The organism is Shewanella sp. 10N.286.51.B2 (assembly GCF_041469265.1).
GTDB lineage: Bacteria > Pseudomonadota > Gammaproteobacteria > Enterobacterales > Shewanellaceae > Shewanella.
In genome coordinates this window covers 40,275-64,089 of the sequence record NZ_JBFRKH010000029.1, presented here as the reverse complement: position 1 = coordinate 64,089, position 23,815 = coordinate 40,275, and the positions used below count along the sequence as shown (strand labels likewise).

Sequence of the window (23,815 nt, the reverse complement as noted above, 5' to 3'; positions counted from 1 at the left end):
GATACACTTAGTGAGTGCAACATCGGTTAACAATAAAATCGCAGTTGTTGCTTTCGAGTTAAAGCTTTCTAATTCACTATAAATTGGTTGGGAACTATGTCCAAGGTAAGCAATAGAACAAAAATCGCTACTGCACTTGTTGGCGCGCTTGCATTAGCTAGCAGCAACTTCGTGATTGCAGATCCTCTAAGTGACGTACAAAAAGCAGACGGCAAAATTCATGCTGATGCTGCTGCGTCGCAAAACAAAGTTGATAAGTATTTTGATCAAGCACAAGACATGCTTTTTGAGTATGGCTCAGTTGCTGACGAACGCGAATCTTTAAAATCATACAATGACTATGTTGCCGGATTGGTTGCAGACCAACAGGCGACAATGAAACTTATCCAAGACGATATCGACGGTGTTGATGCTCTTAGACAAGGTGTTGTTCCTTTAATGTTTAAAATGGTAGACGCTTTAGAGCAATTTATCGCTTTAGACTTACCATTTAACAAAGACGCTCGTGAAGCTCGTGTTCAACGCTTAAAAGATACATTAAATAGCGCTGAAGTAACACTTGCTGAAAAGTACCGCTTGATCTTAGATGCGTATAACATTGAACGTGAATATGGTTCTAAGTTAATTGCAGAAACTGGTCAATTACAAATTGATGGTAAAGAAATTCTAGTTGATTTCTTAAACTTCGGTCGTGTAAGCCTATACGCTCAAAGCCAAGACCAAAAGTCAGCTTGGATGTATAACGCAGAAACTAAAGGTTGGGATGTGTTAGAAGATAGCTATCTTCGTAACTTAAGCAAAGCTATTAAACAGGCTCGTGGTCAAGGTGCTCCTGATCTATTCGCCTTACCAATCCCTGCTGCGGAGGCTGCACAATAATGAAAAAGTTTATTACTACAGCAATCGTTGCTGCAACTCTGTCACTAACATCAGGTATGGTTAGCGCTGCAGATGCACCAAAAACGATTGAACAACTATTAAAGCAAGTTCAAACAGACCGTGCTAATGCGACTAAAACCAATAAGAAGCGTGAAGCAGAGTTCTTAAATGAGCGTGGCGATAAAGCTGCTCTTCTTAAACGTGAAAAATCAGCGCTTGCAGCTGAAAGACAACGTGGTAAAGATCTAGCGCAAGCATTTACTGATAACGAACGTAAAATCGCACAATTAGAAGAAGATCGTAAGATTGCTTCTGGTGACTTAGGCGAAATGTTCGGTGTTGTTAAAGGTGAAGCAGGTGACTTTGCTGGTAAGTTAGTTGGTTCTAACATTACTGCACAGTTCCCTGGCCGTGATGCATTTATTGCAGAACTTGGTGCTCGTAAAGAACTTCCAAAAATTAATGAGCTAGAACAATTCTGGGAAGCTCAACTTTTTGAAATGGTCGAATCTGGTAAAGTTGTTACTTTCGATGCTGATGTAACAGGTTTAGATGGCGGTGTTACTAATACTACAGTTACTCGTGTTGGTGCATATAACTTACTTGCTGATGGCAAATACGTTGTTTACAACGCTGACCTTGGTCTAATCCAAGAGCTTTCACAGCAACCAGGTAGTGCACAAGTATCAAGTGTTAAGTCATTTACAAGTGCGACTTCTGGCTATGAAAAGCTGTTTGTTGACCCTGCACGTGGTGTGTTACTAAGTGTATTCACTCAAAAAGCGACAATCGAAGAGCGTATTGAAGCGGGTGGACCAATTGGTTACATCATCATCGGTTTACTTGTTCTTGGTGCGCTAATTTCAATTGAGCGTTTAGTTACTCTTTATATTGTTGGTGCTAAAGTTAAAGCTCAACGTAAAGATACTGCAAACCCAGGTAATAACGCATTAGGTCGTGTACTTAAAGTTTATCAAGAAAACAAAGACGTTGATGTTGAAACGCTTGAACTTAAACTTGATGAAGCTATTTTGAAAGAAACGCCAGCTCTAGAAGCACGTATTTCAATCATTAAAGTTCTAGCAGCTATCGCGCCTATGATGGGTCTACTTGGTACAGTAACCGGTATGATTGCAACCTTCCAAACAATTCAATTGTTCGGTACTGGTGATCCACGTCTAATGGCAGGTGGTATCTCTATGGCATTGATGACAACGGTACAAGGTCTTGTTGCTGCACTTCCTCTAATGCTTATGCACGCAGTTGTTATCGCTCGTAGCAAGTCAGTAGTTCAAGTTCTTGAAGAACAAAGCGCTGGTATCATTGCAGAGCACGCTGAGAAGAGGGCTGACTAATGATGCTAATCCTGATGGATGTTTGGGACTCTGTCAGGGGCTTCATGGCCACCGGAGGAGATATCCTCTGGTTGGTAGCGGCAGTGCTATTTCTAATGTGGGTGTTAATGCTTGAGCGTTTTTGGTATATCAATTTAACTGCACCAAAAGAGCATAAAGCGATTATCAACGCATGGAATAATAGAGAGGATTCAACCTCTTGGTATGCACACCGTATCCGTGAAGCTTGGGTGTCCCAAGCTAAGCAAGATATGAATGCTCGTATGCTGCTTATCAAAACATTAGTAGCCATTTGTCCAATGATTGGTCTACTAGGTACCGTAACCGGAATGATAGCAGTGTTCGATGTGATGGCAGTTCATGGTACGAGTAACGCTCGTATGATGGCGGCTGGTATTTCAATGGCAACCATGCCGACAATGGCAGGAATGGTAGCAGCACTATCAGGTGTATTTTTTAGCACTCGATTAGATGCAAAATTGAAAATTAGTCTCGAAAAGCTAAAAGATAGCTTGCCACACCACTAGAGAGAGTATTGAAAATGGCACGTAAAAAGCATTTTAGTGTAGAAGAAGAAGCACAAGTAGATATGACTCCGATGCTCGACATCGTGTTTATCATGTTGATCTTCTTTATTGTGACGACTTCGTTCATTAAGCCATCAGGTCTTGATTATAAGAAACCTGAAGCTTCTACAGCGACACAACAAAAATCTGCAAACATCTTTATTGGTGTGAGTAAGACAGGCGTAATTAAGATGGAAAACCGTCAGGTTGACATCGAGCGTGTAACAGCGAACGTAGAGCGTATGTTAGCTGAAGCACCAGAAGCGGCTGTATTAATCGAAGCAGACCAAGAAGCAGAACATGGCCTTGTAGTTAAGGTTATGGACAACGTAAAGAAAGCGGGTATCGACAAAATCTCGATTTCAGCGGGGAAAGACTAATATGCTGAGAGCAATAGTATCACTCATAGTTGGTGCTGCTGTTACTTTCGCCCTGTTTGTCTTCATGGCCTTCTTGGTCGGTGGCGGCGCTAAACGCGCCGACACTTCAACTGATTCTCCTATTATTGAGATCAGTATGGATAAGCAGGATACGAAAGTGCAGGATAAGCCTAGGGTTAAACCTAAGCCACCAGCACCACCTGAGCAACCACCGAAACCGGATACTACTCCGCCAGATACGTCATCAGATATTGATACGAATATGGCATTTAACATGAGTGGTGTTGTCGCTGGCGGTGCTAGCACAGGTTTTAAACTTGGTAACATGATGACACGTGACGGTGATGCAACACCAATTGTACGTATTGATCCTCAATACCCAATTGCTGCAGCACGTGATGGTAAAGAAGGTTATGTACAACTTTCATTTACCATCAACGAATTAGGTGGCATCGAAGACGTTAAAGTTATTAAAGCAGAACCTAAACGTATTTTTGACCGCGAAGCAGTTCGTGCGTTAAAGAAATGGAAATACAAGCCTAAAATCATTGATGGTAAGGCTATGAAGGTTCCTGGTATGACTGTACAACTTGATTTCACATTGGATAAAGGAGGTAGATAATGCGTAAAGTAAATAAAATCGCTAGTGCGTTGCTACTAACTTTGTGTGGTAGTTCGCTACTCACAGTTTCAACTGCTCAAGCAGCTGAAAAATGTCCAATTGATGAGCGTCAATCTCGTGCAGTTGGTGCTAGTGCTGGTAAGAAAGTTCAAAAAGCTTTCGAAGAATACACAGAAGGACGTTTGGACCAAGCAATTGAAATTTTGCTTGAAGTGAATACCAAAAATGATTTTGATGCAGCGTATATAGGACGAATGATCGGTTCTTTCTATGCTGAAAAAGGTCAAATGGCAACGTCAATCAAGTATTTAAAAACAGCAGTAGATGCTGACATTCTTGGTGGTACAGATCACGCAGCAACATTACGTTTGTATGCTGACTTATTACTACAAGAAAAGAAGTTTAAAGACGCTATTCCTTACTACTACAAGTGGATGGACTTTACTTGTAAAGTCGACCCTGTTGTATACCGTCGTATCGGTATTGCATACAGCGAACTTAAGCAGTGGGATAAAGTACTTGAAGTTGCCGATAAAGGACTTTCTCTAGTAGCGAAGCCTGATAAAGGCCTTTATCAAATGAAATTAACTGCATACTTCAATCAAAAGAAGTATAAAGAAGCGGTAAAGGTACTCGAAATTATGGTACCGCTGTTCCAAGACGATAAACGTTTATGGGTACAGTTAGCGCAATTTTATTTGATGACTGAAGATTATACCAAGTCATTAGCCACTTATGATTTAGCTTATAAAAATGGTTTTCTAGAGTCTGATGGTAACATTACTCGTCTAGCACAACTTATGTCGCAAAATGGTGCGCCGTATAACGCTGCTAAGCTTTATGAAAAACATATGAAATCTGGTTTGATTAAAGAGACTGAAAAGTCGATTAAAATCTTAGCTGGTTTTTACCATAATGCTAAAAACTTTAAGCAAGCAGCCAAATTATATGGCCAAGCTGCGGAATTATCTGGTGATGCTGAATTATATCTAAAACAAGGTAAAATTCTAGCTATCGCAGAAGAAGCAAAAGCGGCAATACCTGTGTTTGAAAAAGCACTTGCTGTTGGTTTAGATGAGCCAGGTGAAGCTGAACTTGAGTTAACTTTAGCCCATTTAAGCTTGAAGCAATATAAGTCTGCTTATAAGCGAGCAAATCGTGCTGCTAAACACAGCAAAACGAAGCGCAGCGCTAACAGCTATATTTCTTATATCAAAGAAAAAGCTCGAATCAACAACATTACTTTATAATCTTGTTGATTTTAAAAAAGCCCCTTTAATGGGGCTTTTTTTTTGAGTGGTGTTCACCGGTATAATCAGTATGGGTTGTTAATTGCGGTTACAATTCTTTGCTAACTAAACATAACTATTTGCTATACATTGTAAATCATAATTAAAAAGATAAATCTTACTTTTACGGCCTGTACTTTTGTGGCCAAGACAGGGAACTGATGATGAAAAAAACATTACTGACCGTTGCTATTGCTTCTTTATTATCGCTTCAAGCATGCAGTGAACAATCTAATCCAAAAAACGCCAACACTGCTAACACCGAAGTTGCTCAAGAAAATTCACAGACAGAGGCACAAGCTTACAACGCTCTGGCGGATGATTACTTTAAAGCGTTATTGGCGTTAGAACCCATCTATGCAACGTATGTTGGGGTTAATGATTATAACGCAGAGTTTGGTGGTTCATTAACTGAAGCTTATCTAAAACAAAGACATGAACTTAATAGCCAGTTTCTAAAACGAGCAAAATCAATTAATGCAAATGAACTTCCTGCAGATTTACAATTAAGCTTTGATATGTTCATGTATGACCGTCATATGGATCTTGTTGCCGAGTCGTATCCTGAGCATTTTATGCCAATGAATCAGTTTTACAGTACGGTTATCAGCATGATCCAATTGGGCAGTGGTGAAAGTGCCCAGCCTTTTAACACCGTTGAAGATTATAACAACTGGTTAGGTCGTCTTGCAGGTTTTATCAATTGGATAGGCCTGGCTCAAGCAAGAATGGATGAGGGGATCGCCAGTAAAGTTGTGTTACCTAAAGTCTTGGTTGAACGTATTATCCCGCAGTTAGATGCTCAATTGGTTAAAGAGGCTAAGCAAAGCTTATTTTATGCACCAATTAATATCATGCCTGAAGACTTTAGTGAGCAAGATAAGACTCAATTAACAGCAGAGTACAGTAAGCTTATTCAATCTCAGTTAATTCCAGCTTTAACAGATTTAAGAAATTATTTTAAAGATAGTTATCTTTCCTACGCAAGAGCTTCTGATGGTTGGTGGGGATTACCTAATGGTAAAGAGTGGTATCAAACGCTAGCAAATAGTCATACCACCACTAAAATGCCGGTTGATGAAATTCATCAAATTGGTCTTTCAGAAGTAAAACGCATTTTAACTGAAATGGATACAGTACGTGAACAAGTTGGCTTTGAAGGTGATTTAAGCGCTTTCTTCGCATCACTTTCAAGTGATCCAGAATATTTCTTTAGTGAGCGCCAAGGCTTAATTGATGGCTATATGGCACTAAAAGATGACATCAATAAAGAGTTACCTAAATACTTTAACGTGATGCCAAAAGCTGATTATGTTGTTAAACCTGTTGAAAGCTTTAGAGAAAAATCAGCAGCAGGGGCTTCTTATCAATCTCCTGCGGTAGATGGCTCACGTCCTGGTGTGTTTTATATTAATACCTTTAATTTAAAAGCACAGCCTAAGTGGGGCATGACAACGCTTTCTTTACATGAAGCCGCGCCTGGGCATCACTTTCAAATTGCCATTAAACAAGAGTTAACCGGTATTCCTGAGTTCCAACGTTTCCAAGGTTATACTGCATTTGAAGAAGGCTGGGCATTATATGCTGAGTACTTAGGCATCGAAATGGGCTTATTCAGCGATCCTTATCAGTACTTTGGTAAGCTATCTGATGAAATGCTCCGTGCAATGCGGTTGGTGGTTGATACTGGCTTACATGCTAAAGGCTGGAGCCGTGAGCAAGCTATTCAGTATATGAAGGACAACTCGCCAATGGCAGAGTCTGACATTATTGCGGAAGTAGAACGTTATATGGCTATCCCTGGTCAGGCGTTATCTTACAAAATTGGTCAGCTGACTATTTTAAGATTACGTGCTGATGCTGAAGCCCAGCTTAGTGATAAATTTGATCTTAAGGGCTTTCATGATCAAATTTTAACAACCGGTTCGTTACCTATGGCAGTCATGGAGAAAAAAATTGCCCGCTGGATTGAATCCGAATTGGCAAAATAACCAATAACTGATAGTTTAGTAAATGTAATCTGAGTAACAAGGGAGCAATTTATGCTCCCTTTTATTTTTTATAAAAAAATGACTAATTAATGGCATCAACTGCCAAAGGAGCTATAAATGGTACAGGCAACAGCTAGGCATCTTCTTGTGAGTTCTGAAGAACAATGTGAAACGCTTAAGCAGCAAATCATAGCAGGTGCAGACTTCGCTGAAATTGCTAAAGCCCATTCATCATGTCCATCAGGTGCACAAGGTGGAGAACTTGGCTCTTTCGGTCCAGGTATGATGGTTCGTGAGTTTGATGAAGTCGTATTTAGCGCGCCTTTAAATGAAGTACAAGGCCCAGTTAAAACTCAATTTGGTTACCATTTATTAGAAGTAACCAGCAGAGGCTAAACGCCTTATGTTGATTAAGGCAGCTTAGGCTGCCTTTTTTATTGGAGGTCACCACTTAATGATTGCGTTATATACTGACAGATTAAAAATTAGAACCTTAATCAAGGAGGATTGGGAAAGTTTTAACCGCCTGCATCAAAATCCTGATGTCATCCAATATATCTGTGAGCCAATGACTGAGTTAGCCATTAAACAGAAATTTAATTCAAGACTTGCACCGTGGGAGTTTGATTTAGGAGAGTGGTTAACGTTAGTAATTGAAGATATTCACACCGGTGCTTTTATTGGTTTTACAGGTTTTCATTGTGATGATGCCTTGCTAAGGCGCGCTGAGGTAGGTTATATCATAGCACCTGAGATGTCCGGTCAAGGTTACGCTACTGAAAGCTTAAACGCAGTTATTGATTGGGGGATCCATCAATTTGGGGTCCACAAGTATATTGGTATCTGTTCAACTAACAATCTCGCTTCAGCCAAGGTAATGACGGCTTGTGGTTTTATTAATGAAGGCTGCTTAAGACAAAATTATAAAATAGGCCCCGATTGGCATGATGAATTTACTTTTGGCCTACTTACTCAAGACACTCGTTAACATTTAAGTAAACAAACACCTCATATAAGCAGCCAATTTAGCCGTTATCAAAATATAATACTCAAAGCACTATTTTCTTTTGGGCTTTTATCACATAATTGACAATACAATTGAAAACCATTCTCGTTTGCACTCGTAAAACATGATCTAGGTAAAGGTTTTGCTTAGTTAGCTCATATAAAATTAGTGTAATTCATATTTATAATCCCAAGGTAACTGCTTTATGAAGCTTAGTGAACTCAATCCCGGCGATAGCGCTAAGATTGCAGAGGTTGGCCAACTCTCTTTACCTCAAACAGTAAAGCGTAAATTACTCTCTATGGGCATCACTCCTCATACGTCATTTAAAATGTTACGCAGAGCGCCGATGGGTTCAGGAGTTGAATTAGATTTACGTGGTAGCCGTTTATGTATGCGCCGTGATTTAGCGGATGTTATTGAGGTAGTAAAAACAAATGACTAAAGAATTTCATTGCGTCACCGTAGGTAATCCCAATGCAGGCAAGTCAACGCTGTTTAATGCATTAACGGGCTCTAATCAGCAGGTGGGTAATTGGTCTGGCGTAACGGTAGAAAAGAAAACCGGTTATTTCACTCTTGATAACACCAATATCCATTTGACGGATTTACCAGGTATTTATGATTTATTACCGGCAGGAAATAGCTGTGACTGTTCTTTAGATGAACAAATCGCCCAGCAATATCTCGCCGAACAAAGAATTGATGGCATCATCAATCTTGTGGACGCAACCAATATCGAGCGACATCTTTACCTCACAGTTCAATTAAGAGAGCTGGGTATTCCAATGGTTGTGGTGTTGAATAAAATCGATGCGGCTAAAAAATTAGGTATCGAAGTCAACCTTAAGAAAATGTCTGCAGAGCTTGGTTGCCCTGTTATTGCCGTTTGTTCACGAGAACTAAACGATGTTAAACAGGTTCAAGATCAAGTCTTAAAGTTACTCAAAGGCGAAATCTCAGAGTCTGCTTTAATGCTTAATTATGATGAGCGTATTGAAGCGGGCGTGCAAACTCTGCAACAACATGCTAGCGATCTAAGTCGCGGCCGAGCACTTGCTATGCTTGGTAACGGTAATGGCTGTGGAAAATGTAATAATACTAGCTTAAAAGATGTTGTTAATGATTGTACTAAAATTGCGGAACAATCAGGAACAGACGTTGAAGTGTTAGTGGCAACCACCCGTTTTGATTTTGTTGAGACGGTATTTAGCCAATCTGTTGAAGTGGGTGACTTTGAAAGCACTAGTGACAAGCTTGATAAATTGATTTTACATCCAGCACTCGGTGTTCCGGTGTTTTTGTTAGTGATGTATTTAATGTTCATGTTCAGTATCAATGTTGGTAGCTCGTTTATCGACTTTTTTGATATTACAGCAGGGGCTATTTTTGTCGATCATTTAGGTGCATTGTTAACCACAATTGGTGCTCCAGAATGGTTAGTGACAATTATTGCTGGCGGTATCGGTCAGGGCATTCAAACAGTGGCCACCTTTATACCGGTTATTGCAGCACTATTTCTTGCTTTATCAGTACTTGAAGCATCGGGTTACATGTCTCGTGCTGCATTTGTCGTTGATGGATTAATGAGACGCATTGGTCTACCCGGCAAAGCGTTTGTACCAATGATTGTCGGTTTTGGTTGTTCTGTACCTGCCATTATGGCAACACGCACTTTAGGTAGTGAGCGCGAAAGAATCGTTACCGGCATGATGGCGCCCTTTATGTCATGTGGTGCTCGTCTTCCTGTTTATGCTCTATTTGCTGCGGCGTTCTTTCCTGATTCAGGTCAAAACTTAGTATTTTTACTGTATATCATTGGTATTTTTGCTGCTATTGGTACCGGTTTATTACTTCGCAGCACAGTATTGCCAGGTTCAAGCAGCGCGGTAGTGATGGAACTGCCTAGTTATGAAATGCCAAAAGCGAAAGCGGTTTTCTCTCGCACAGTTAAACGTACTAAAAGTTTTATTTTAGGTGCCGGTAAAACCATTGTTATCGTGGTGACGCTACTGAATTTTGTCAATGCAATTGGTACCGATGGTAGTTTCGGCCATGAAGACAGTAACGAGTCAGTACTAAGTGTATTAAGCCAAAAAGTAACACCATTTTTCTCACCAATGGGTGTAGAGCAAGATAACTGGCCTGCAACAGTAGGTATTATCACTGGTATTTTTGCAAAAGAGGCGGTTGTTGGCACATTAAACAGCTTATATGCCACGCCAGCAGGCGAAGATGAAGAGTTAGCGAGTCTGTCTGAAAGTTTTTCTGAGGCATTAAGTACTATCCCTGAAAACTTATTGGGTATTGCCCCTGAAGATCCTTTATCAATTGATGTTGGAAATGTCGAAAATTTAGAAGAAGCCGCTGCAGAGCTTGAAGTTGATAGTTCAACATTCAGTGCACTGCAAGCTGGTTTCACAACCAAAATTGCAGCATTCTCATATTTGCTCTTCATCTTGCTATACACGCCTTGTGTTGCGGCAATGGGCGCATTAGTGAATGAGTTTGGTGCTAAGTGGGCTCGATTTGCTGCGCTATGGACCTTTGCATTAGCTTATGGCAGTGCAACGGTAGTATATCAAGGTGCCAACATTGCTAAGCATCCAGTGCAATCTATCGGGTGGATTTCATTCTTTTCTATTGCGCTAGTGGGCTTTTATTTCTGGCTTAAAAAGCAAGGTAAAAAGAGTCAACAGATTATCCCAGGAATTAAAATCATCACTGAATAAGAGATTTTGTGTTCAAATTAAAACCAGCATTTTACGAAATGCTGGTTTTTTGTTTTTTGAGGGTTATTTTTAGCAAACAGGCATTGTAACTCGCGTAAATCTGTAGGATCATCAAAGGTCATAAATTTCACCATCGTGCACCAAGAGGAACTCCATGAGCCAAGTGGACAACGAAGTACGTCCAAGTAACTTCATTCGTAATATTATTGATGAAGACTTAAAAAGTGGTAAACACACCAGTGTGCAAACCCGTTTTCCGCCAGAGCCAAATGGTTTTTTACACATTGGCCATGCAAAGTCTATTTGTTTAAATTTTGGCATAGCACAAGATTATCAAGGTCAATGTAACTTACGTTTTGATGATACTAACCCTGAAAAGGAAGACATCGATTATGTTCATTCTATTCAGGATGATGTACGTTGGTTAGGCTTTAAATGGTCAGGTGAAGTTCGTTATTCTTCGAATTACTTCGATCAATTACATCAATATGCGGTTGAGCTAATCTCAAAAGGTTTAGCTTATGTGTGCTTCTTAAATGCTGAAGAAACACGCGAGTACCGTGGCACATTAAAAGCACCTGGTAAAAATAGCCCTTACCGTGATACCTCAGTTGAAGAAAACTTGAACCTATTTGAAAAAATGCGTGCAGGTGAATTCAAAGAGGGTGAGTGTGCACTGCGGGCTAAAATCGATATGGCTTCACCATTCATGTGTATGCGTGATCCGGTTATTTACCGTATTCGTTTTGCTCACCATCATCAAACAGGCGATAAGTGGTGCATTTACCCAATGTACGACTTTACTCACTGTATTTCAGATGCGATTGAAAACATCACTCATTCGTTATGTACTTTAGAGTTCCAAGACAACCGTCGTTTGTATGATTGGGTCTTAGATCATTTAGATGATTTTAATCAACCAAACCGTACACGTCAGTATGAATTTTCAAGACTTAACCTTGAATACACCATGATGTCGAAACGTAAATTGAACGATTTAGTAACGCGTGAAATCGTGTCTGGTTGGGATGATCCTCGTATGCCAACTATCGCAGGTTTACGCCGTCGCGGTTATACTCCGGCGTCTATTCGTGAATTCTGCCAACGTATCGGTGTTACAAAGCAAGAAAACCTTATTGAAGGTGGCGTGCTTGATGCGTGTATTCGTGAAGAGCTCAACGAAAATGCACCTCGTGCCATGGCTGTGTTAAGACCGATTAAAGTGGTAATTGAAAACTACCCGTCGGATACACCTGAAATAATTAATGCCCCAATGCATCCGAATAAACCTGAAATGGGTACCCGCGAAATTGCATTTGGTAAAGAGTTATTCATCGATGCCGAAGACTTTAAAGAGTCTGCTAATAAGCATTTTAAGCGTTTAGTACTTGGTAAAGAAGTTCGTTTACGTAATGCTTATGTGATTAAAGCTGAACGTTTTGATCAAGATGAAGACGGTAATGTCACCACGGTTTATTGTACTTACGACAATGAAACATTGGGTAAGAACCCAAGTGATGGCCGCAAAGTTAAAGGTGTTATTCATTGGGTTGAAGCGACAACGGGCAAACCGGCTGAATTTCGTTTATACCACCGTTTATTTACTGAAGCGTCTCCAGCAGCTTTTGAAACCTTAGACGAAGTGTTAAGCGATGACTCTTTAACTGTGCTTAAGGGTGTCGCTGAAGCAAGCTTAGCCAATGCAGTGGCAGAAAAAGCGTACCAGTTTGAACGTGAAGGTTACTTCTGCGCTGATAACAAGGATTCATCAAAAGAGGCTTTAGTGTTTAACTTAACTGTGGCACTACGTGATTCTTTTGCTTAAAGTTTACCTGTAGCTTTTACTGGGGGTAGTTTATCCCTAAGTCAGTTAATAAAAATGCCAGAACAATATTGTTCTGGCATTTTTTTGGTTAATCATCAGTAGAACTGGCTTGGTTATTTGCGGAAATTAAGTGTATTGGCGCACCATCACTTAAATAGGCGGCGTCCACTTGATCAAGTTTGTTGTAACGGATCATCTGCTGGATACTATCAATATAGGCTTGGCCACGTTCGGAATATTTATCTAAAGTGGTGACTAATTTAAGGCCTGTTATCGGTTCTTTCTCATAACGTAATTGCTGTCTCATTTGTCTCAGTTTAAGGTAGGCTGCATGGGTATTGATATTTAGCATATAGCCCTCAACGGATGCTTGCGGAGTATTAAATCGTGCTAAACCGTAATTGCCTAACTCTGTTCTTTGCTTTTTAGGAGCCATGCCGTTGCCACTGAAATCCCACTGGCCAAAAAAGGCGTTACCTTCAACGGTAAATCGCGATGTCGCCCAGCCGCTTTCTTCAGCCGCTTGGGCTAGCACTAATGACGGCGGCATGATGTCTACGCGCTTAAGCAGTTGTTTTCGCAAATCTTGAGTTAATGGTGTTTGCTTATCGGGGATGACCTTGTATTTTGTTGCGATATCAATAAGCTTGTTATCGGTTAGCTCAGCCTGTTTCACCCATTTTCGCTCTAAAATAATATTTTCATTACTGAGTAATATTAATGGCGCCATTAATCTGAAAAAAACCATTTTCTTAACCTGTACAGGGATCTCATTTGAGGTTTTTTGCCAATTCTCACTCACGCTATCAAAGGTTAATCGAGGTACTTCCCTTACACCGGCATCCCAGCTTTGTTTGTTGTAATTTAACGAGTCGAATAATTCAATTAATTGATCGAGCGAGTTTAAAATAATCTCTGTTGAGGCCTTGGTTTGCGGTTTTTTAGTTGTGAGTTTGTTGTTTGCGGCATCTATATATTGATGATTAACATCTGGCTCAATTGTTGCTGTTGGAGATTTAGTCGCGTTTGTACCAGTAGTATCAGTCTCATTTTCTGTAGTGGATGACTTAACCCAGTAGTTGATGGCAAATAAACCCGCTAGAAGCAGCAATACAAAAAGGATTTTTTGATAGGTATTTTGGGTCATATATCACCTTAGTTCAAACTCACTTTATGGGCCGAGCCATAACAAAAAAGGCGCGAAAGCGCCTTTTAAATATAGTACAAAAACATTTACTGCATCATAGGTCCTAAGCCTAAGCTCCATAATATAACGCTAGTGCCCATTAATCCGACCAATAGCACTAAACCTGCAGTAACGACTGAACTTGCGTAAATAAAGCCTTTTTCTTCAGGGATATTCATAATGATGGGGACACCAGCATAAAGTAGATATACTGAGTAGGCTAAGCCTGCAAGGCCCACTAACATCATAAACCATAACACAGGGTATAGCGCTGATATGCCGACCATAAATAATGGTGTAGCGGTATAGGCGGCTAACTCAAGTGCTTGAGTGAAGGTTGGTGCGGCATCAAAGGTTTTTGCCATCCAATAAGATAAATATGCCAGTGCAAATACGCCAGCAATGAGGCCAAAGTACATACTCACTGACATGAACATGGCGCTTTGTGGAGTGAGAAATAGTAGCTCGCCGTTAGCAGGATGCCAGCCTATATAAGCGGTTGCTACAAAACTGCACACAGCAGGAATTAAGGCGATAAGTAAGATATGACTAAGGCTGCTTTTAACTGCCTCGTGATTACGTTCAATTGTTTGCCACTCTTGTTTCGGATGAGTGTATAGCCCCATTAGGTGATTCAATATCATTGTTATTATCCTTGTTTAGCATTTCATACATAGCTCGCCAAACTTCAGACGAACTGATCATAGCCCCATATATCAATCGCCTTAATCAGTCCTACACATACTTAATGCACTCGTTACTAGTGAGCCGTTTAAGTAATAACTTCATCCCTATCGAAGCTTATCCATTAAAGGTGATTGAAATACAACTTAAGCAACTATTGTTACGCAGATGTATAGACTATTTATTGAACATTAGCGGCCATTCGTCAAGTGCTATTGTTGTTTTATTAGTATAAAAAGCTAATAAGCTCATCAGAAGTTAGCTCATGCAGTATTTTTCTCTTTAGATTGTCGATTTATATGTAAATATTCGACGTTAATGGAACTTAGTTGATGATTGTTAAATATCTATTTGCTGCTTAATGCAATCTTAGAATATGCAGATGGGTTGTCGTATCTGTTTCATTTTTTTAATACAATGGCGCCACATAAAATATTTAGTGGTACTTCAATGATGTATGAGCAGGGTTTACTTGAGCCGATTTACTCTTTTTTAAATTGTGAAACACCTGATAAGTGGATTGAAATGGCCAGCAAGCCTGAAAACTTATCCATCATTCTTCGTGATCATATGATTTGTGAGTTAAAAGCCGCCCAAAGCGCGATGTTTTTAATTAGGAAATACGCGGTGGATAAACCCAGTGCTGAGCAGTTATCCCAATGGATAAAGCCATACGAAGAGTTTGCTTATAAAAAGGTCGGCGATTTAGCCTCTCTTAAAGGAAAAAGTAACGTCAGCAAACAAATCACAGTGCGTGAAGGCTGTGTTTATGGTCAAGAGTTAGTTGATAAAATGGTATTGCTGATCAAAGAAGAATTACATCATTTCTATCAAGTAATGGAGTTGATGGAAAAAAAACAGGTACAGTATGAGCTAATAGAGGCCGGACGTTATGCCAAAGGCTTACTGAAACATGTTAAAACCTTCGAGCCAGATGCATTAGTCGATAAGTTAATTATTGGTGCACTAATTGAGGCCAGATCTTGTGAACGTTTTGCCAAACTTGCACCGCATCTGGATGAAGAATTAAGTAAATTCTACGTATCGCTACTTCGCTCTGAAGCTCGTCACTACCAAGATTACCTGACGTTGGCCGAGTTAGTATCGGATAAAGATATTAGTGACAGAGTAAGGTTTTTGACCGAGGTTGAAGCTGAGCTTATTTTAACCCCAGATACCGATTTTAAATTCCACAGTGGTTTACCCAATTAACACTATATCCTTGCGGTATTTGAAGTCCTCAAGTTAGCAAGGGCAGTTGTTTAAGATTGGCAGTGTATTGGTCGACAATCAGTATGCTGCCTTGCTCGTACCAGTCACCAACCACAATGCGCTGCTTGTTATCGGCTAATTGATGTATTGCCGGACGGTGGGTATGGCCATGGATCATTCTTTGGCAGTTGGTTTTTAGCAGTAGGCTGTCAACGGCTGATTGCTCAACATCCATAATGGTATAGCTTTTTTGTTGATTGCTTTTTTGACTTTTTTTGCGAATATCAGCAGCGATGTTCTGTCGCGTTGATTTAGGCAAGTTACGGTAAATCCATTTCACGAATGATGAATTTCTGAAGCTTCTAAATCTTTGATAAGCCTTATCGAGCGTGCAAAGGCTATCACCATGCAAGACTACTGTTTTTATCCCATACAAATCTAACTCGACAACTTCTGGAAGTATGATCATTCCAGCTTTACGAGCAAATGATTTGCCAATCATAAAATCTCGATTACCGTGGATAAAATAAATAGGGATGCTTGTGGCGACACGTTTTAGATGGGTGGCTATTTCGTCAGTAAAGGGCTCGGCAATATCATCACTGGTCCAGACTTCAAACAAGTCACCGATGATATAAATCGCTTCAACATCAGCAAGATCTGAGTTGAGGTAGCGAATAAAAGCTTGGCTAATATCTGGGCGGTCTGCACTTAAGTGCAAATCGCCCATAAAAACAGTCTGCATTAATGATTATTCAGCAATGCTTGCACTGTTAATGATAACAGCTTCTAGTGGTACGTCTTGATGCATGCCACGGTTACCTGTGCTAACAGTTTTGATTTTCTCTACAATATCAAAACCTTCAACAACTTCAGCGAATACACAATAGCCCCAGCCTTGAGATGTTTCGGCTTTAAAGTCTAAGAAAGTGTTGTCATTCACATTGATAAAAAACTGTGATGTTGCTGAATGCGGATCAGATGTACGCGCCATCGCTAAGGTACCGACTTTGTTTGATAAGCCGTTGTTCGCTTCATTTTTAACTGCAGCATGAGGGGTTTTCTGAACCATATCTTCAGTAAAGCCACCACCTTGTACCATGAAACCATCAATCACACGGTGAAAAATAGTACCGTCGTAGAAACCTTCTTTTACGTACTTAATGAAGCTTTCAACAGTTAAAGGTGCTTTTTCAGCATTTAAAGCGATTTTGATGTCGCCCATATTTGTGTGCAAAGTGATCATATTTAATTACCTAGATAAAAATTGTTGCGCGATTCTAACTTATCTTACGTGAGGCTTAAAGTGCAGTGTTCAAAACAGTGTTGCTCATGGTAGACTTTGTGGCAATTAAATTGAGTTTTATTAAGAGTAAAAGAGAACCATCGATGTTGAAAATTTACAATAGTATGAGTCGTGAAAAGCAAGAGTTTAAACCGATTAACCCTGGCAAGATTGACATGTATGTATGTGGGATCACCATATATGATTTATGTCACATTGGTCATGGTCGTACTTTTGTGTCTTTCGATATGATAGTTCGCTACTTACGTTATAGTGGCTATGCGGTGAACTACTTACGTAACATCACCGATGTCGACGATAAAATCATTAAACGCGCCGCTGAAAATAACGAAAGTTGTGACTCACTCACTGAGCGTTTGATTGGTGAGATGCACAATGATTTTGACTCATTAAATATGCTACGCCCAGATTTCGAACCAAGAGCGACCCTGCATATTGATGAGATCATCGAAATGGTGCAGACACTCATCGCTAAAGAGCATGCTTATGTTGCTGACAATGGCGATGTGCTCTTTAGTGTGGCTTCATTTGCGGAATATGGCCGCTTATCAGGACAAAACCTTGAACAGCTTCAAGCTGGCGCGCGCGTTGAAGTGGAAGCTGCTAAACGTAATCCTATGGATTTTGTGTTGTGGAAAATGTCAAAACCTGGCGAACCAACGTGGGAGTCTCCATGGGGGCCTGGCCGTCCTGGCTGGCACATTGAATGTTCTGCAATGAATGGCAAACACTTAGGTGAAAACTTTGATATTCATGGCGGCGGTAGCGATTTACAGTTCCCACATCATGAAAACGAAATTGCGCAGTCTTGCTGTGCTCATGGCTCAAAGTATGTCAACTACTGGATGCATACTGGCATGGTGATGGTTGATAAAGAAAAAATGTCTAAATCACTGGGCAACTTCTTCACAATCAGAGATGTGTTAGAACATTACGATCCAGAAACAGTACGTTACTTCTTATTATCGGGTCACTATCGTAGCCAGCTAAATTATTCTGAAGATAATTTAAAGCAAGCTAAGTCGGCTTTAGAACGTATTTATACTTCGTTAAAAGGCTTAGATTTATCAGTTGCTCCAGCAGCTGCACCTGAGTATGTCGGTAAATTTAAACTGGCGATGGATGATGATTTTAATACACCAGAAGCCTACTCGGTTATCTTTGATATGGTACGTGAGATTAACCGTCTTAAATCAGTTGATATGGCGCAAGCCAGCGCCTTAGGTGTTAGCCTTAAGCAATTAACAGACGTGCTAGGCATTATCAGCAACGATGTTGATGTTTATTTCCAAGGCGAGGGCAGTGATGATGAAGTCGCTGAAATTGAGGCCTTGATCGTTGAACGTAATCGCGCCCGCGCTGAAAAAGATTGGCCTGCTGCAGATATCGCTAGAGATAGACTAAATGCCCTTGGGGTTATTCTGGAAGATGGCGAAAATGGTGTAACAACTTGGCGTAAAAAGTAACGTCTAAGTTTAATCCGCCATAAAAAAGCCTGCATTAGCAGGCTTTTTTAGTTAATACAATTATTAACTCTGATTAAACAAAGGTTTAGTCGTGGTAAGTCTCAGCAGCATATAAGGTATTTTCTAGTAAGCTGGCAATTGTCATCGGACCTACACCACCGGGTACTGGGGTAATGAATGCCGCTTTCTCAGCTGCAAGGTCAAATTCTACATCACCCACTAAGCGGCCATTGTCTAAGCGGTTAATGCCCACATCGATAACAATCGCACCAGGTTTAATCCAATCACCAGCAATAAAACCAGGTTTACCTACTGCAACAATCAACAAGTCAGCTTGGCGTACCTTTTGTTCAAGGTTTTTAGTAAAGCGATGACAGGTGGTCGTAGTACAGCCTGCAAGTAGTAGCTCCAATGTCATTGGTCTACCGACAATATTAGACGCGCCAACAATCGTTGCATCAAGACCATATGTATCTACACCCGTTGAGTTGATCAAGGTCATAATGCCTTTTGGCGTACATGAACGCAGCACTGGGATGCGCTGAGCAAGTCGGCCGACATTATAAGGGTGGAAACCATCAACATCTTTATCAGGGCGAATTTGCTCAATGACTTTAGATTCTTCAATGTGTGCAGGTAATGGCAGTTGCACTAAAATGCCATCAATTTTAGGGTCATCATTGCATTGATCAATTAAGGCTAACAATTCTGCTTCAGTGGCCGTGGTCTCTAAATCATATGAATAAGATTGAAAGCCGACTTCTTCACACGCGCGGCGCTTACTTCCTACATAGACTTGTGACGCAGCATCTGCACCAACTAAGATGACCGCTAAGCCAGGAATTCTTTTACCTGCTTCTTTACGGGCAAGTACTTTTTCTTTTAAAGTGATTCGAATAGATTGAGCGATCGCTTTGCCATCAATATTTTGGGCAGTCATGGGGGTATAGTTTCCTTTATGGCGCGATAATAAGACGAAATTAACGAAGCGTATTCTATCAGTCAGCTAAAGTCATGTCATGAATATTGCCTTAGTGATTTTTTAAAAACAGAATTTTTTGTTTGTTAAAACAGCAGCTGAACAAGTTTGTCAAAAAAATCGTTGACGATAGGAAAGTGACTCGTTAATATGCGCTCCGTTCTCACAGCGAAGGTGTTTAAAGAAAATAAACATTGTAGCATTGAACATCTCGGTGATTAGCGCAGCCCGGTAGCGCATCTCGTTTGGGACGAGAGGGTCAGAGGTTCGAATCCTCTATCACCGACCAAATTTATTTATTTGTAAAGCTTCGGTTTTATGAATAAGCTGTAAAAAGATAAGTTGTTAACCAAAGCAACTTATCACGCTAGTAGGATATACAGATTTATCTGTAAACCATGCGCCCGTAGCTCAGTTGGATAGAGCACCCGCCTTCTAAGCGGGTGGTCGCAGGTTCGAATCCTGCCGGGCGTACCAAATTATGGTGATTGTAGCTCAGTTGGTAGAGCCCCGGATTGTGATTCCGGTTGTCGTGGGTTCGAGCCCCATCAGTCACCCCAAATTTTGCATTGATAATGCACAGTTGTAGAAAAAGCGACCTAAGGTCGCTTTTTTTATGTCTAAAATCCCCATTTAACCGCGTTTTCAGACTCGACTCGGCAGTAAACGGTCGCTATAATGTCGCGTCTTGATAAATATCTAATACGGATTACTACGGGTAACAGCGCTTAAACGCTGCTGTATCACTACTTTTATTAGTAAACATTAATCATCAAGAAATGAATATTTAATAGTTGAGTTTTCGACTATTACAAAGGACGTCAGACATATTTCGAGGTAAAACAATGCAAGTTTCTGTTGAAACAACTCAAGGCCTAGAACGTCGCCTAACAATTTCTGTACCTGCTGAGCAAATTGAGAAATTAGTTAAAGACAATTTATTACGTGAAGCGAAGCGTGCAAAGATCTCTGGTTTCCGTCCAGGTAAAGTACCAGTATCAGTAATCAACCAACGTTACGGTAAAGCTATCCGTCAAGATGTGACCGGTGAAGTTATGCAACGCAACTTCATTGAAGCTATCATGGCTGAAAAACTAAACCCAGCTGGCGCACCAGTATTTGCTCCTAGTAAAGCAGAAGGCGAGAACTTCGAGTTCGTTGCTACTTTTGAAATCTACCCAGAAGTTGAATTAACTGGTTTAGATGCAATCGCTGTTGAACAACCACAAGCTGAAGTTAATGACGCTGACGTTGACACCATGATTGAAACGCTTCGCAAGCAACACGCTACTTTCGCTGTAGTTGAAACTGCTGCTGAAGAAGGCAACAAAGTTAAAATGAACTTTGTTGGTTCAGTTGAAGGTGAAGAATTTGAAGGTGGCAAAGCTGACGATTTCGAACTTGAGCTTGGTAGCAACCGTATGATCCCAGGTTTTGAAACTGGCATCATTGGTCATAAAGCCGGTGAAGAATTTGAAGTTGAAGTCACTTTCCCTGAAGATTACCACGCTGAAAACTTAAAAGGTAAAGCGGCTAATTTCGTTATTACTCTTACCGAAGTTCAAGCTGCAGAATTACCAGAAGTAAATGACGAGTTCGCTTCATTATTCGGTATTGCTGAAGGTGGCCTAGAAGCCCTTAAAGCTGAAATCCGTAAAAACATGACTCGTGAACTTGATCAAGCGCTTAAAGCGAATGTTAAAGAGCAAGTTATCGAAGGCTTATTAGCTGCTAACGACATCACTATCCCTAAAGCACTTGTAGACGGTGAAGTGAATGTTCTTCGTCAACAAGCTATGCAACGTTTTGGTGGTCAAGCTGAAAACATGCCTGAGCTTCCAGCTGATCTATTCACTGAGCAAGCTGAGCGTCGCGTTAAAGTTGGTCTATTATTAGGCGAAGTAATCAAAACGAATGAACTTCAAGCTGAAGATGAGCGCGTTCAAGGTTTAATCGCTTCAATGGCTTCTGCTTACGAAGATCCAACTGAAGTTGTTGAATACTACAATGGCAACAAAGAGCTTATGCAGAACATGCGTAACGTAGCTCTTGAAGAGCAAGCTGTTGAAGTGCTATTAAAATCAGCAAAAGTAACTCTAAAAGAAGTTGCTTTTGAAGAATTTATGAACAAGGCAACAGGTAAAGCGTAACCTTCGCTTGACTTGATTGGCGGTTCGCCATTTATAATGGCTCGTATGAGGTTCTCATACGAGCCATTTTTATTTTAGGGAAAGTATAAAATGCATAAAGCGCCAGAATCTGTACTCAATGCTCTCGTACCTATGGTTGTTGAACAAACAGCAAAAGGTGAGCGTTCATATGATATTTACTCTCGTTTATTAAAAGAGCGTGTAATTTTCTTGGTTGGCCAGGTTGAAGAACACATGGCTAATTTGATCGTGGCGCAATTATTGTTCCTAGAATCAGAAAGCCCAGACAAAGATATTTCAATTTACATTAACTCGCCAGGAGGCTCAGTAACAGCCGGCATGGCGATTTATGACACCATGCAGTTTATCAAGCCAAATGTCAGTACAGTATGTATTGGTCAAGCAGCTAGCATGGGCGCTTTTTTACTTGCTGGTGGCGCAAAAGGCAAACGTCATTGTTTACCTAATTCTCGCGTGATGATCCACCAACCATTAGGCGGTTTCCAAGGTCAGGCTTCAGATATTGCAATTCATGCTCAAGAAATTCTTGGCATTAAGAACAAATTGAACCAAATGTTGGCGGAACATACCGGTCAACCAATGGAAATCATTGAACGTGATACTGACCGTGATAACTTCATGAGTGCTCAAGAAGCAGCCGATTATGGTTTAGTTGATTCAGTTTTTGAAAAGCGTAGCTGATCTTTACGCCTGAGTGCGCTATTCTTTGAAGAATAGAGTATTAAAATATAAGACTGTGTTTGTGCATTTAAACAGTACAGATGGTTTTCTACAGACAGTGTCTAGGCTGTAACAGAGGTAGAGTTAATGGGCGATAACAAAAATTCCGGTGACAGCGGTAAGCTGCTGTACTGCTCTTTTTGCGGGAAAAGCCAACATGAAGTTAGAAAGCTAATTGCTGGACCTTCAGTATATGTTTGTGACGAATGTGTCGAGTTATGTAATGACATAATTCGTGAAGAGATAAAAGAAATTTCGCCTAAACGCGATCAAGACCAATTACCAACGCCACACGAATTACGTAATCACCTCGATGATTACGTCATTGGTCAGAATCAGGCAAAAAAGGTGCTATCGGTAGCGGTTTATAATCACTATAAGCGCTTACGTAATGGTACGCCGATTGAAGGTGTTGAGCTTGGTAAAAGTAATATCTTACTTATTGGGCCTACAGGTAGTGGTAAAACATTACTGGCTGAAACCTTAGCGCGTTCACTTGATGTGCCGTTTACTATGGCTGATGCAACCACATTAACTGAAGCAGGTTATGTGGGTGAAGACGTTGAAAACATTATTCAGAAACTTCTGCAAAAATGTGATTACGACGTTGAAAAAGCGGAACGTGGTATTGTTTACATCGATGAAATCGACAAGATTAGTCGTAAATCTGACAATCCTTCTATAACTCGTGATGTATCGGGTGAAGGTGTTCAGCAGGCGCTACTAAAACTAATTGAAGGTACTGTTGCTTCTGTGCCACCTCAAGGTGGTCGTAAGCATCCACAACAAGAGTTTTTGCAAGTTGATACTTCAAAGATCTTATTTATTTGTGGTGGTGCGTTTGCTGGGCTTGAAAAAGTTATTGAGCAACGTGGCTTAACAGGTACTGGTATCGGTTTTGGCGCTGAAGTTAAAGGTGATGCAGATAAAGCGACTATCTCGCAAACATTAGGTAAGGTTGAACCAGAAGATTTAATTAAATTTGGTTTGATCCCTGAGTTTATCGGTCGTTTACCTGTTGTTGCGACGCTAACTGAATTAGATGAATCTGCATTGGTTCAAATCTTATCTCAACCTAAAAATGCACTTACTAAGCAATATGGTGCCTTATTTGAGATGGAAGATGTTGAGTTAGAGTTCCGCGAAGATGCGCTTAAAGCCATTGCTCATAAAGCAATGACCCGTAAAACCGGTGCTCGTGGACTTCGTTCAATTATCGAAGATATTTTACTCGATACCATGTATGACATCCCTTCAGTGGAAGGCGTGATTAAGGCCGTTGTTGATGAGTCTGTAGTAAAAGGCGAATCCGCACCAATCCTAATTTACGAAAATGCCGAAAGCCAAGTTGCTGGTGGTGAACAATAAATAGACGATTTAGTCTTTTATTAAAAATAAGGAGTCCATTGGGCTCCTTTTTTCGTATTAACCATTGAAAGTTTGAGA

The 23,815-nt window shown here is 40.5% G+C and carries 22 protein-coding genes and 3 tRNA genes; 20 read left to right on the top strand and 5 right to left on the bottom strand.

Annotated elements, in window-relative coordinates:
- Window positions 1-96 precede the first annotated feature (96 nt).
- From AB4140_RS08320 to glnS, 12 genes are all read left to right on the top strand, one after another.
- Entirely contained in the window at window positions 97-879 is a 783-nt protein-coding gene (locus AB4140_RS08320; RefSeq protein WP_102436074.1) for a DUF3450 domain-containing protein, read from the top strand.
- Window positions 879-2,234, top strand: a complete 1,356-nt coding sequence (locus tag AB4140_RS08315; protein WP_102476363.1) for a MotA/TolQ/ExbB proton channel family protein — start codon at window positions 879-881, stop codon at window positions 2,232-2,234. The genes AB4140_RS08320 and AB4140_RS08315 overlap by 1 nt, the downstream gene beginning before the upstream one ends.
- The gene (locus tag AB4140_RS08310) at window positions 2,234-2,761 is read left to right on the top strand and encodes a MotA/TolQ/ExbB proton channel family protein (RefSeq protein WP_076537019.1); all 528 of its coding nucleotides are present in this window, start codon (window positions 2,234-2,236) and stop codon (window positions 2,759-2,761) included. The genes AB4140_RS08315 and AB4140_RS08310 overlap by 1 nt, the downstream gene beginning before the upstream one ends.
- Before the next feature lie 14 nt (window positions 2,762-2,775).
- Window positions 2,776-3,180: a biopolymer transporter ExbD gene (locus tag AB4140_RS08305; RefSeq protein ID WP_076537018.1), complete on the top strand. Its 405-nt coding sequence runs from the start codon at window positions 2,776-2,778 to the stop codon at window positions 3,178-3,180.
- 1 nt (window position 3,181) lies between these two features.
- Window positions 3,182-3,802 carry an energy transducer TonB gene (locus AB4140_RS08300; RefSeq protein WP_076537016.1) on the top strand — a complete coding sequence of 207 codons (621 nt, stop codon included), beginning with the start codon at window positions 3,182-3,184 and terminating at the stop codon, window positions 3,800-3,802.
- Complete coding sequence (locus AB4140_RS08295; RefSeq protein WP_372000535.1) at window positions 3,802-5,052, top strand: tetratricopeptide repeat protein; 1,251 nt, start codon at window positions 3,802-3,804, stop codon at window positions 5,050-5,052. Before AB4140_RS08300 ends, AB4140_RS08295 begins: the two co-directional genes overlap by 1 nt.
- Window positions 5,053-5,255: 203 nt before the next feature.
- Complete coding sequence (locus AB4140_RS08290; RefSeq protein ID WP_372000533.1) at window positions 5,256-7,082, top strand: DUF885 family protein; 1,827 nt, start codon at window positions 5,256-5,258, stop codon at window positions 7,080-7,082.
- 117 nt (window positions 7,083-7,199) lie between these two features.
- Entirely contained in the window at window positions 7,200-7,478 is a 279-nt protein-coding gene (locus AB4140_RS08285; RefSeq protein ID WP_076537011.1) for a peptidylprolyl isomerase, read from the top strand.
- 58 nt (window positions 7,479-7,536) lie between these two features.
- Window positions 7,537-8,070 carry a GNAT family N-acetyltransferase gene (locus AB4140_RS08280; RefSeq protein ID WP_372000531.1) on the top strand — a complete coding sequence of 178 codons (534 nt, stop codon included), beginning with the start codon at window positions 7,537-7,539 and terminating at the stop codon, window positions 8,068-8,070.
- Window positions 8,071-8,293: 223 nt separating this feature from the next.
- Window positions 8,294-8,533 (top strand): FeoA family protein, encoded by a 240-nt coding sequence (locus tag AB4140_RS08275; protein WP_076537007.1) that lies wholly within the window; start codon window positions 8,294-8,296, stop codon window positions 8,531-8,533.
- The gene (feoB, locus tag AB4140_RS08270; RefSeq protein ID WP_303459907.1) at window positions 8,526-10,820 is read left to right on the top strand and encodes a Fe(2+) transporter permease subunit FeoB; all 2,295 of its coding nucleotides are present in this window, start codon (window positions 8,526-8,528) and stop codon (window positions 10,818-10,820) included. The genes AB4140_RS08275 and feoB overlap by 8 nt, the downstream gene beginning before the upstream one ends.
- A 154-nt stretch (window positions 10,821-10,974) precedes the next feature.
- The gene (glnS, locus tag AB4140_RS08265) at window positions 10,975-12,645 is read left to right on the top strand and encodes a glutamine--tRNA ligase (RefSeq protein WP_372000528.1); all 1,671 of its coding nucleotides are present in this window, start codon (window positions 10,975-10,977) and stop codon (window positions 12,643-12,645) included.
- A gap of 88 nt (window positions 12,646-12,733) precedes the next feature.
- Here the strand turns inward: glnS and AB4140_RS08260 are convergent, their stop codons facing one another.
- Together AB4140_RS08260 and AB4140_RS08255 are read right to left on the bottom strand one after the other, a co-directional pair.
- The gene (locus tag AB4140_RS08260) at window positions 12,734-13,792 is read right to left on the bottom strand and encodes a glucosaminidase domain-containing protein (protein ID WP_303501655.1); all 1,059 of its coding nucleotides are present in this window, start codon (window positions 13,790-13,792) and stop codon (window positions 12,734-12,736) included.
- An 86-nt stretch (window positions 13,793-13,878) separates the two neighbouring features.
- On the bottom strand, window positions 13,879-14,475 hold the full coding sequence (locus AB4140_RS08255; RefSeq protein WP_372000525.1) for a Yip1 family protein: 597 nt from the start codon (window positions 14,473-14,475) through the stop codon (window positions 13,879-13,881).
- A 493-nt stretch (window positions 14,476-14,968) separates the two neighbouring features.
- On the opposite strand from AB4140_RS08255, the gene miaE reads away from it, so the two are divergent.
- Entirely contained in the window at window positions 14,969-15,727 is a 759-nt protein-coding gene (gene miaE / locus AB4140_RS08250; protein ID WP_102476390.1) for a tRNA isopentenyl-2-thiomethyl-A-37 hydroxylase MiaE, read from the top strand.
- Window positions 15,728-15,755: 28 nt separating this feature from the next.
- On the opposite strand, the gene AB4140_RS08245 is transcribed toward miaE, so the two are convergent.
- Complete coding sequence (locus tag AB4140_RS08245; RefSeq protein WP_102476356.1) at window positions 15,756-16,472, bottom strand: UDP-2,3-diacylglucosamine diphosphatase; 717 nt, start codon at window positions 16,470-16,472, stop codon at window positions 15,756-15,758.
- A gap of 6 nt (window positions 16,473-16,478) precedes the next feature.
- On the bottom strand, window positions 16,479-16,973 hold the full coding sequence (locus AB4140_RS08240) for a peptidylprolyl isomerase (RefSeq protein WP_102440514.1): 495 nt from the start codon (window positions 16,971-16,973) through the stop codon (window positions 16,479-16,481).
- Window positions 16,974-17,116: 143 nt separating this feature from the next.
- Here AB4140_RS08240 and cysS point away from each other — a divergent pair, with 143 nt between their 5' ends.
- Entirely contained in the window at window positions 17,117-18,499 is a 1,383-nt protein-coding gene (gene cysS, locus AB4140_RS08235) for a cysteine--tRNA ligase (protein WP_102476355.1), read from the top strand.
- An 85-nt stretch (window positions 18,500-18,584) separates the two neighbouring features.
- On the opposite strand, the gene folD is transcribed toward cysS, so the two are convergent.
- On the bottom strand, window positions 18,585-19,439 hold the full coding sequence (folD, locus tag AB4140_RS08230) for a bifunctional methylenetetrahydrofolate dehydrogenase/methenyltetrahydrofolate cyclohydrolase FolD (protein WP_102440516.1): 855 nt from the start codon (window positions 19,437-19,439) through the stop codon (window positions 18,585-18,587).
- Window positions 19,440-19,690: 251 nt separating this feature from the next.
- Here folD and AB4140_RS08225 point away from each other — a divergent pair.
- From AB4140_RS08225 to clpX, 6 genes are all read left to right on the top strand, one after another.
- Window positions 19,691-19,767: transfer RNA gene (locus AB4140_RS08225), tRNA-Pro, on the top strand.
- Between the two features lie 111 nt (window positions 19,768-19,878).
- Window positions 19,879-19,955: transfer RNA gene (locus tag AB4140_RS08220), tRNA-Arg, on the top strand.
- A 7-nt stretch (window positions 19,956-19,962) separates the two neighbouring features.
- Window positions 19,963-20,038: transfer RNA gene (locus AB4140_RS08215), tRNA-His, on the top strand.
- A gap of 285 nt (window positions 20,039-20,323) precedes the next feature.
- Window positions 20,324-21,628 (top strand): trigger factor, encoded by a 1,305-nt coding sequence (gene tig, locus AB4140_RS08210; RefSeq protein WP_102440517.1) that lies wholly within the window; start codon window positions 20,324-20,326, stop codon window positions 21,626-21,628.
- A 90-nt stretch (window positions 21,629-21,718) separates the two neighbouring features.
- Window positions 21,719-22,330, top strand: a complete 612-nt coding sequence (clpP, locus tag AB4140_RS08205) for an ATP-dependent Clp endopeptidase proteolytic subunit ClpP (RefSeq protein WP_076536986.1) — start codon at window positions 21,719-21,721, stop codon at window positions 22,328-22,330.
- A 126-nt stretch (window positions 22,331-22,456) separates the two neighbouring features.
- Window positions 22,457-23,737: an ATP-dependent protease ATP-binding subunit ClpX gene (gene clpX / locus AB4140_RS08200; RefSeq protein ID WP_076536985.1), complete on the top strand. Its 1,281-nt coding sequence runs from the start codon at window positions 22,457-22,459 to the stop codon at window positions 23,735-23,737.
- The last annotated feature ends 78 nt before the right edge of the window (window positions 23,738-23,815 follow it).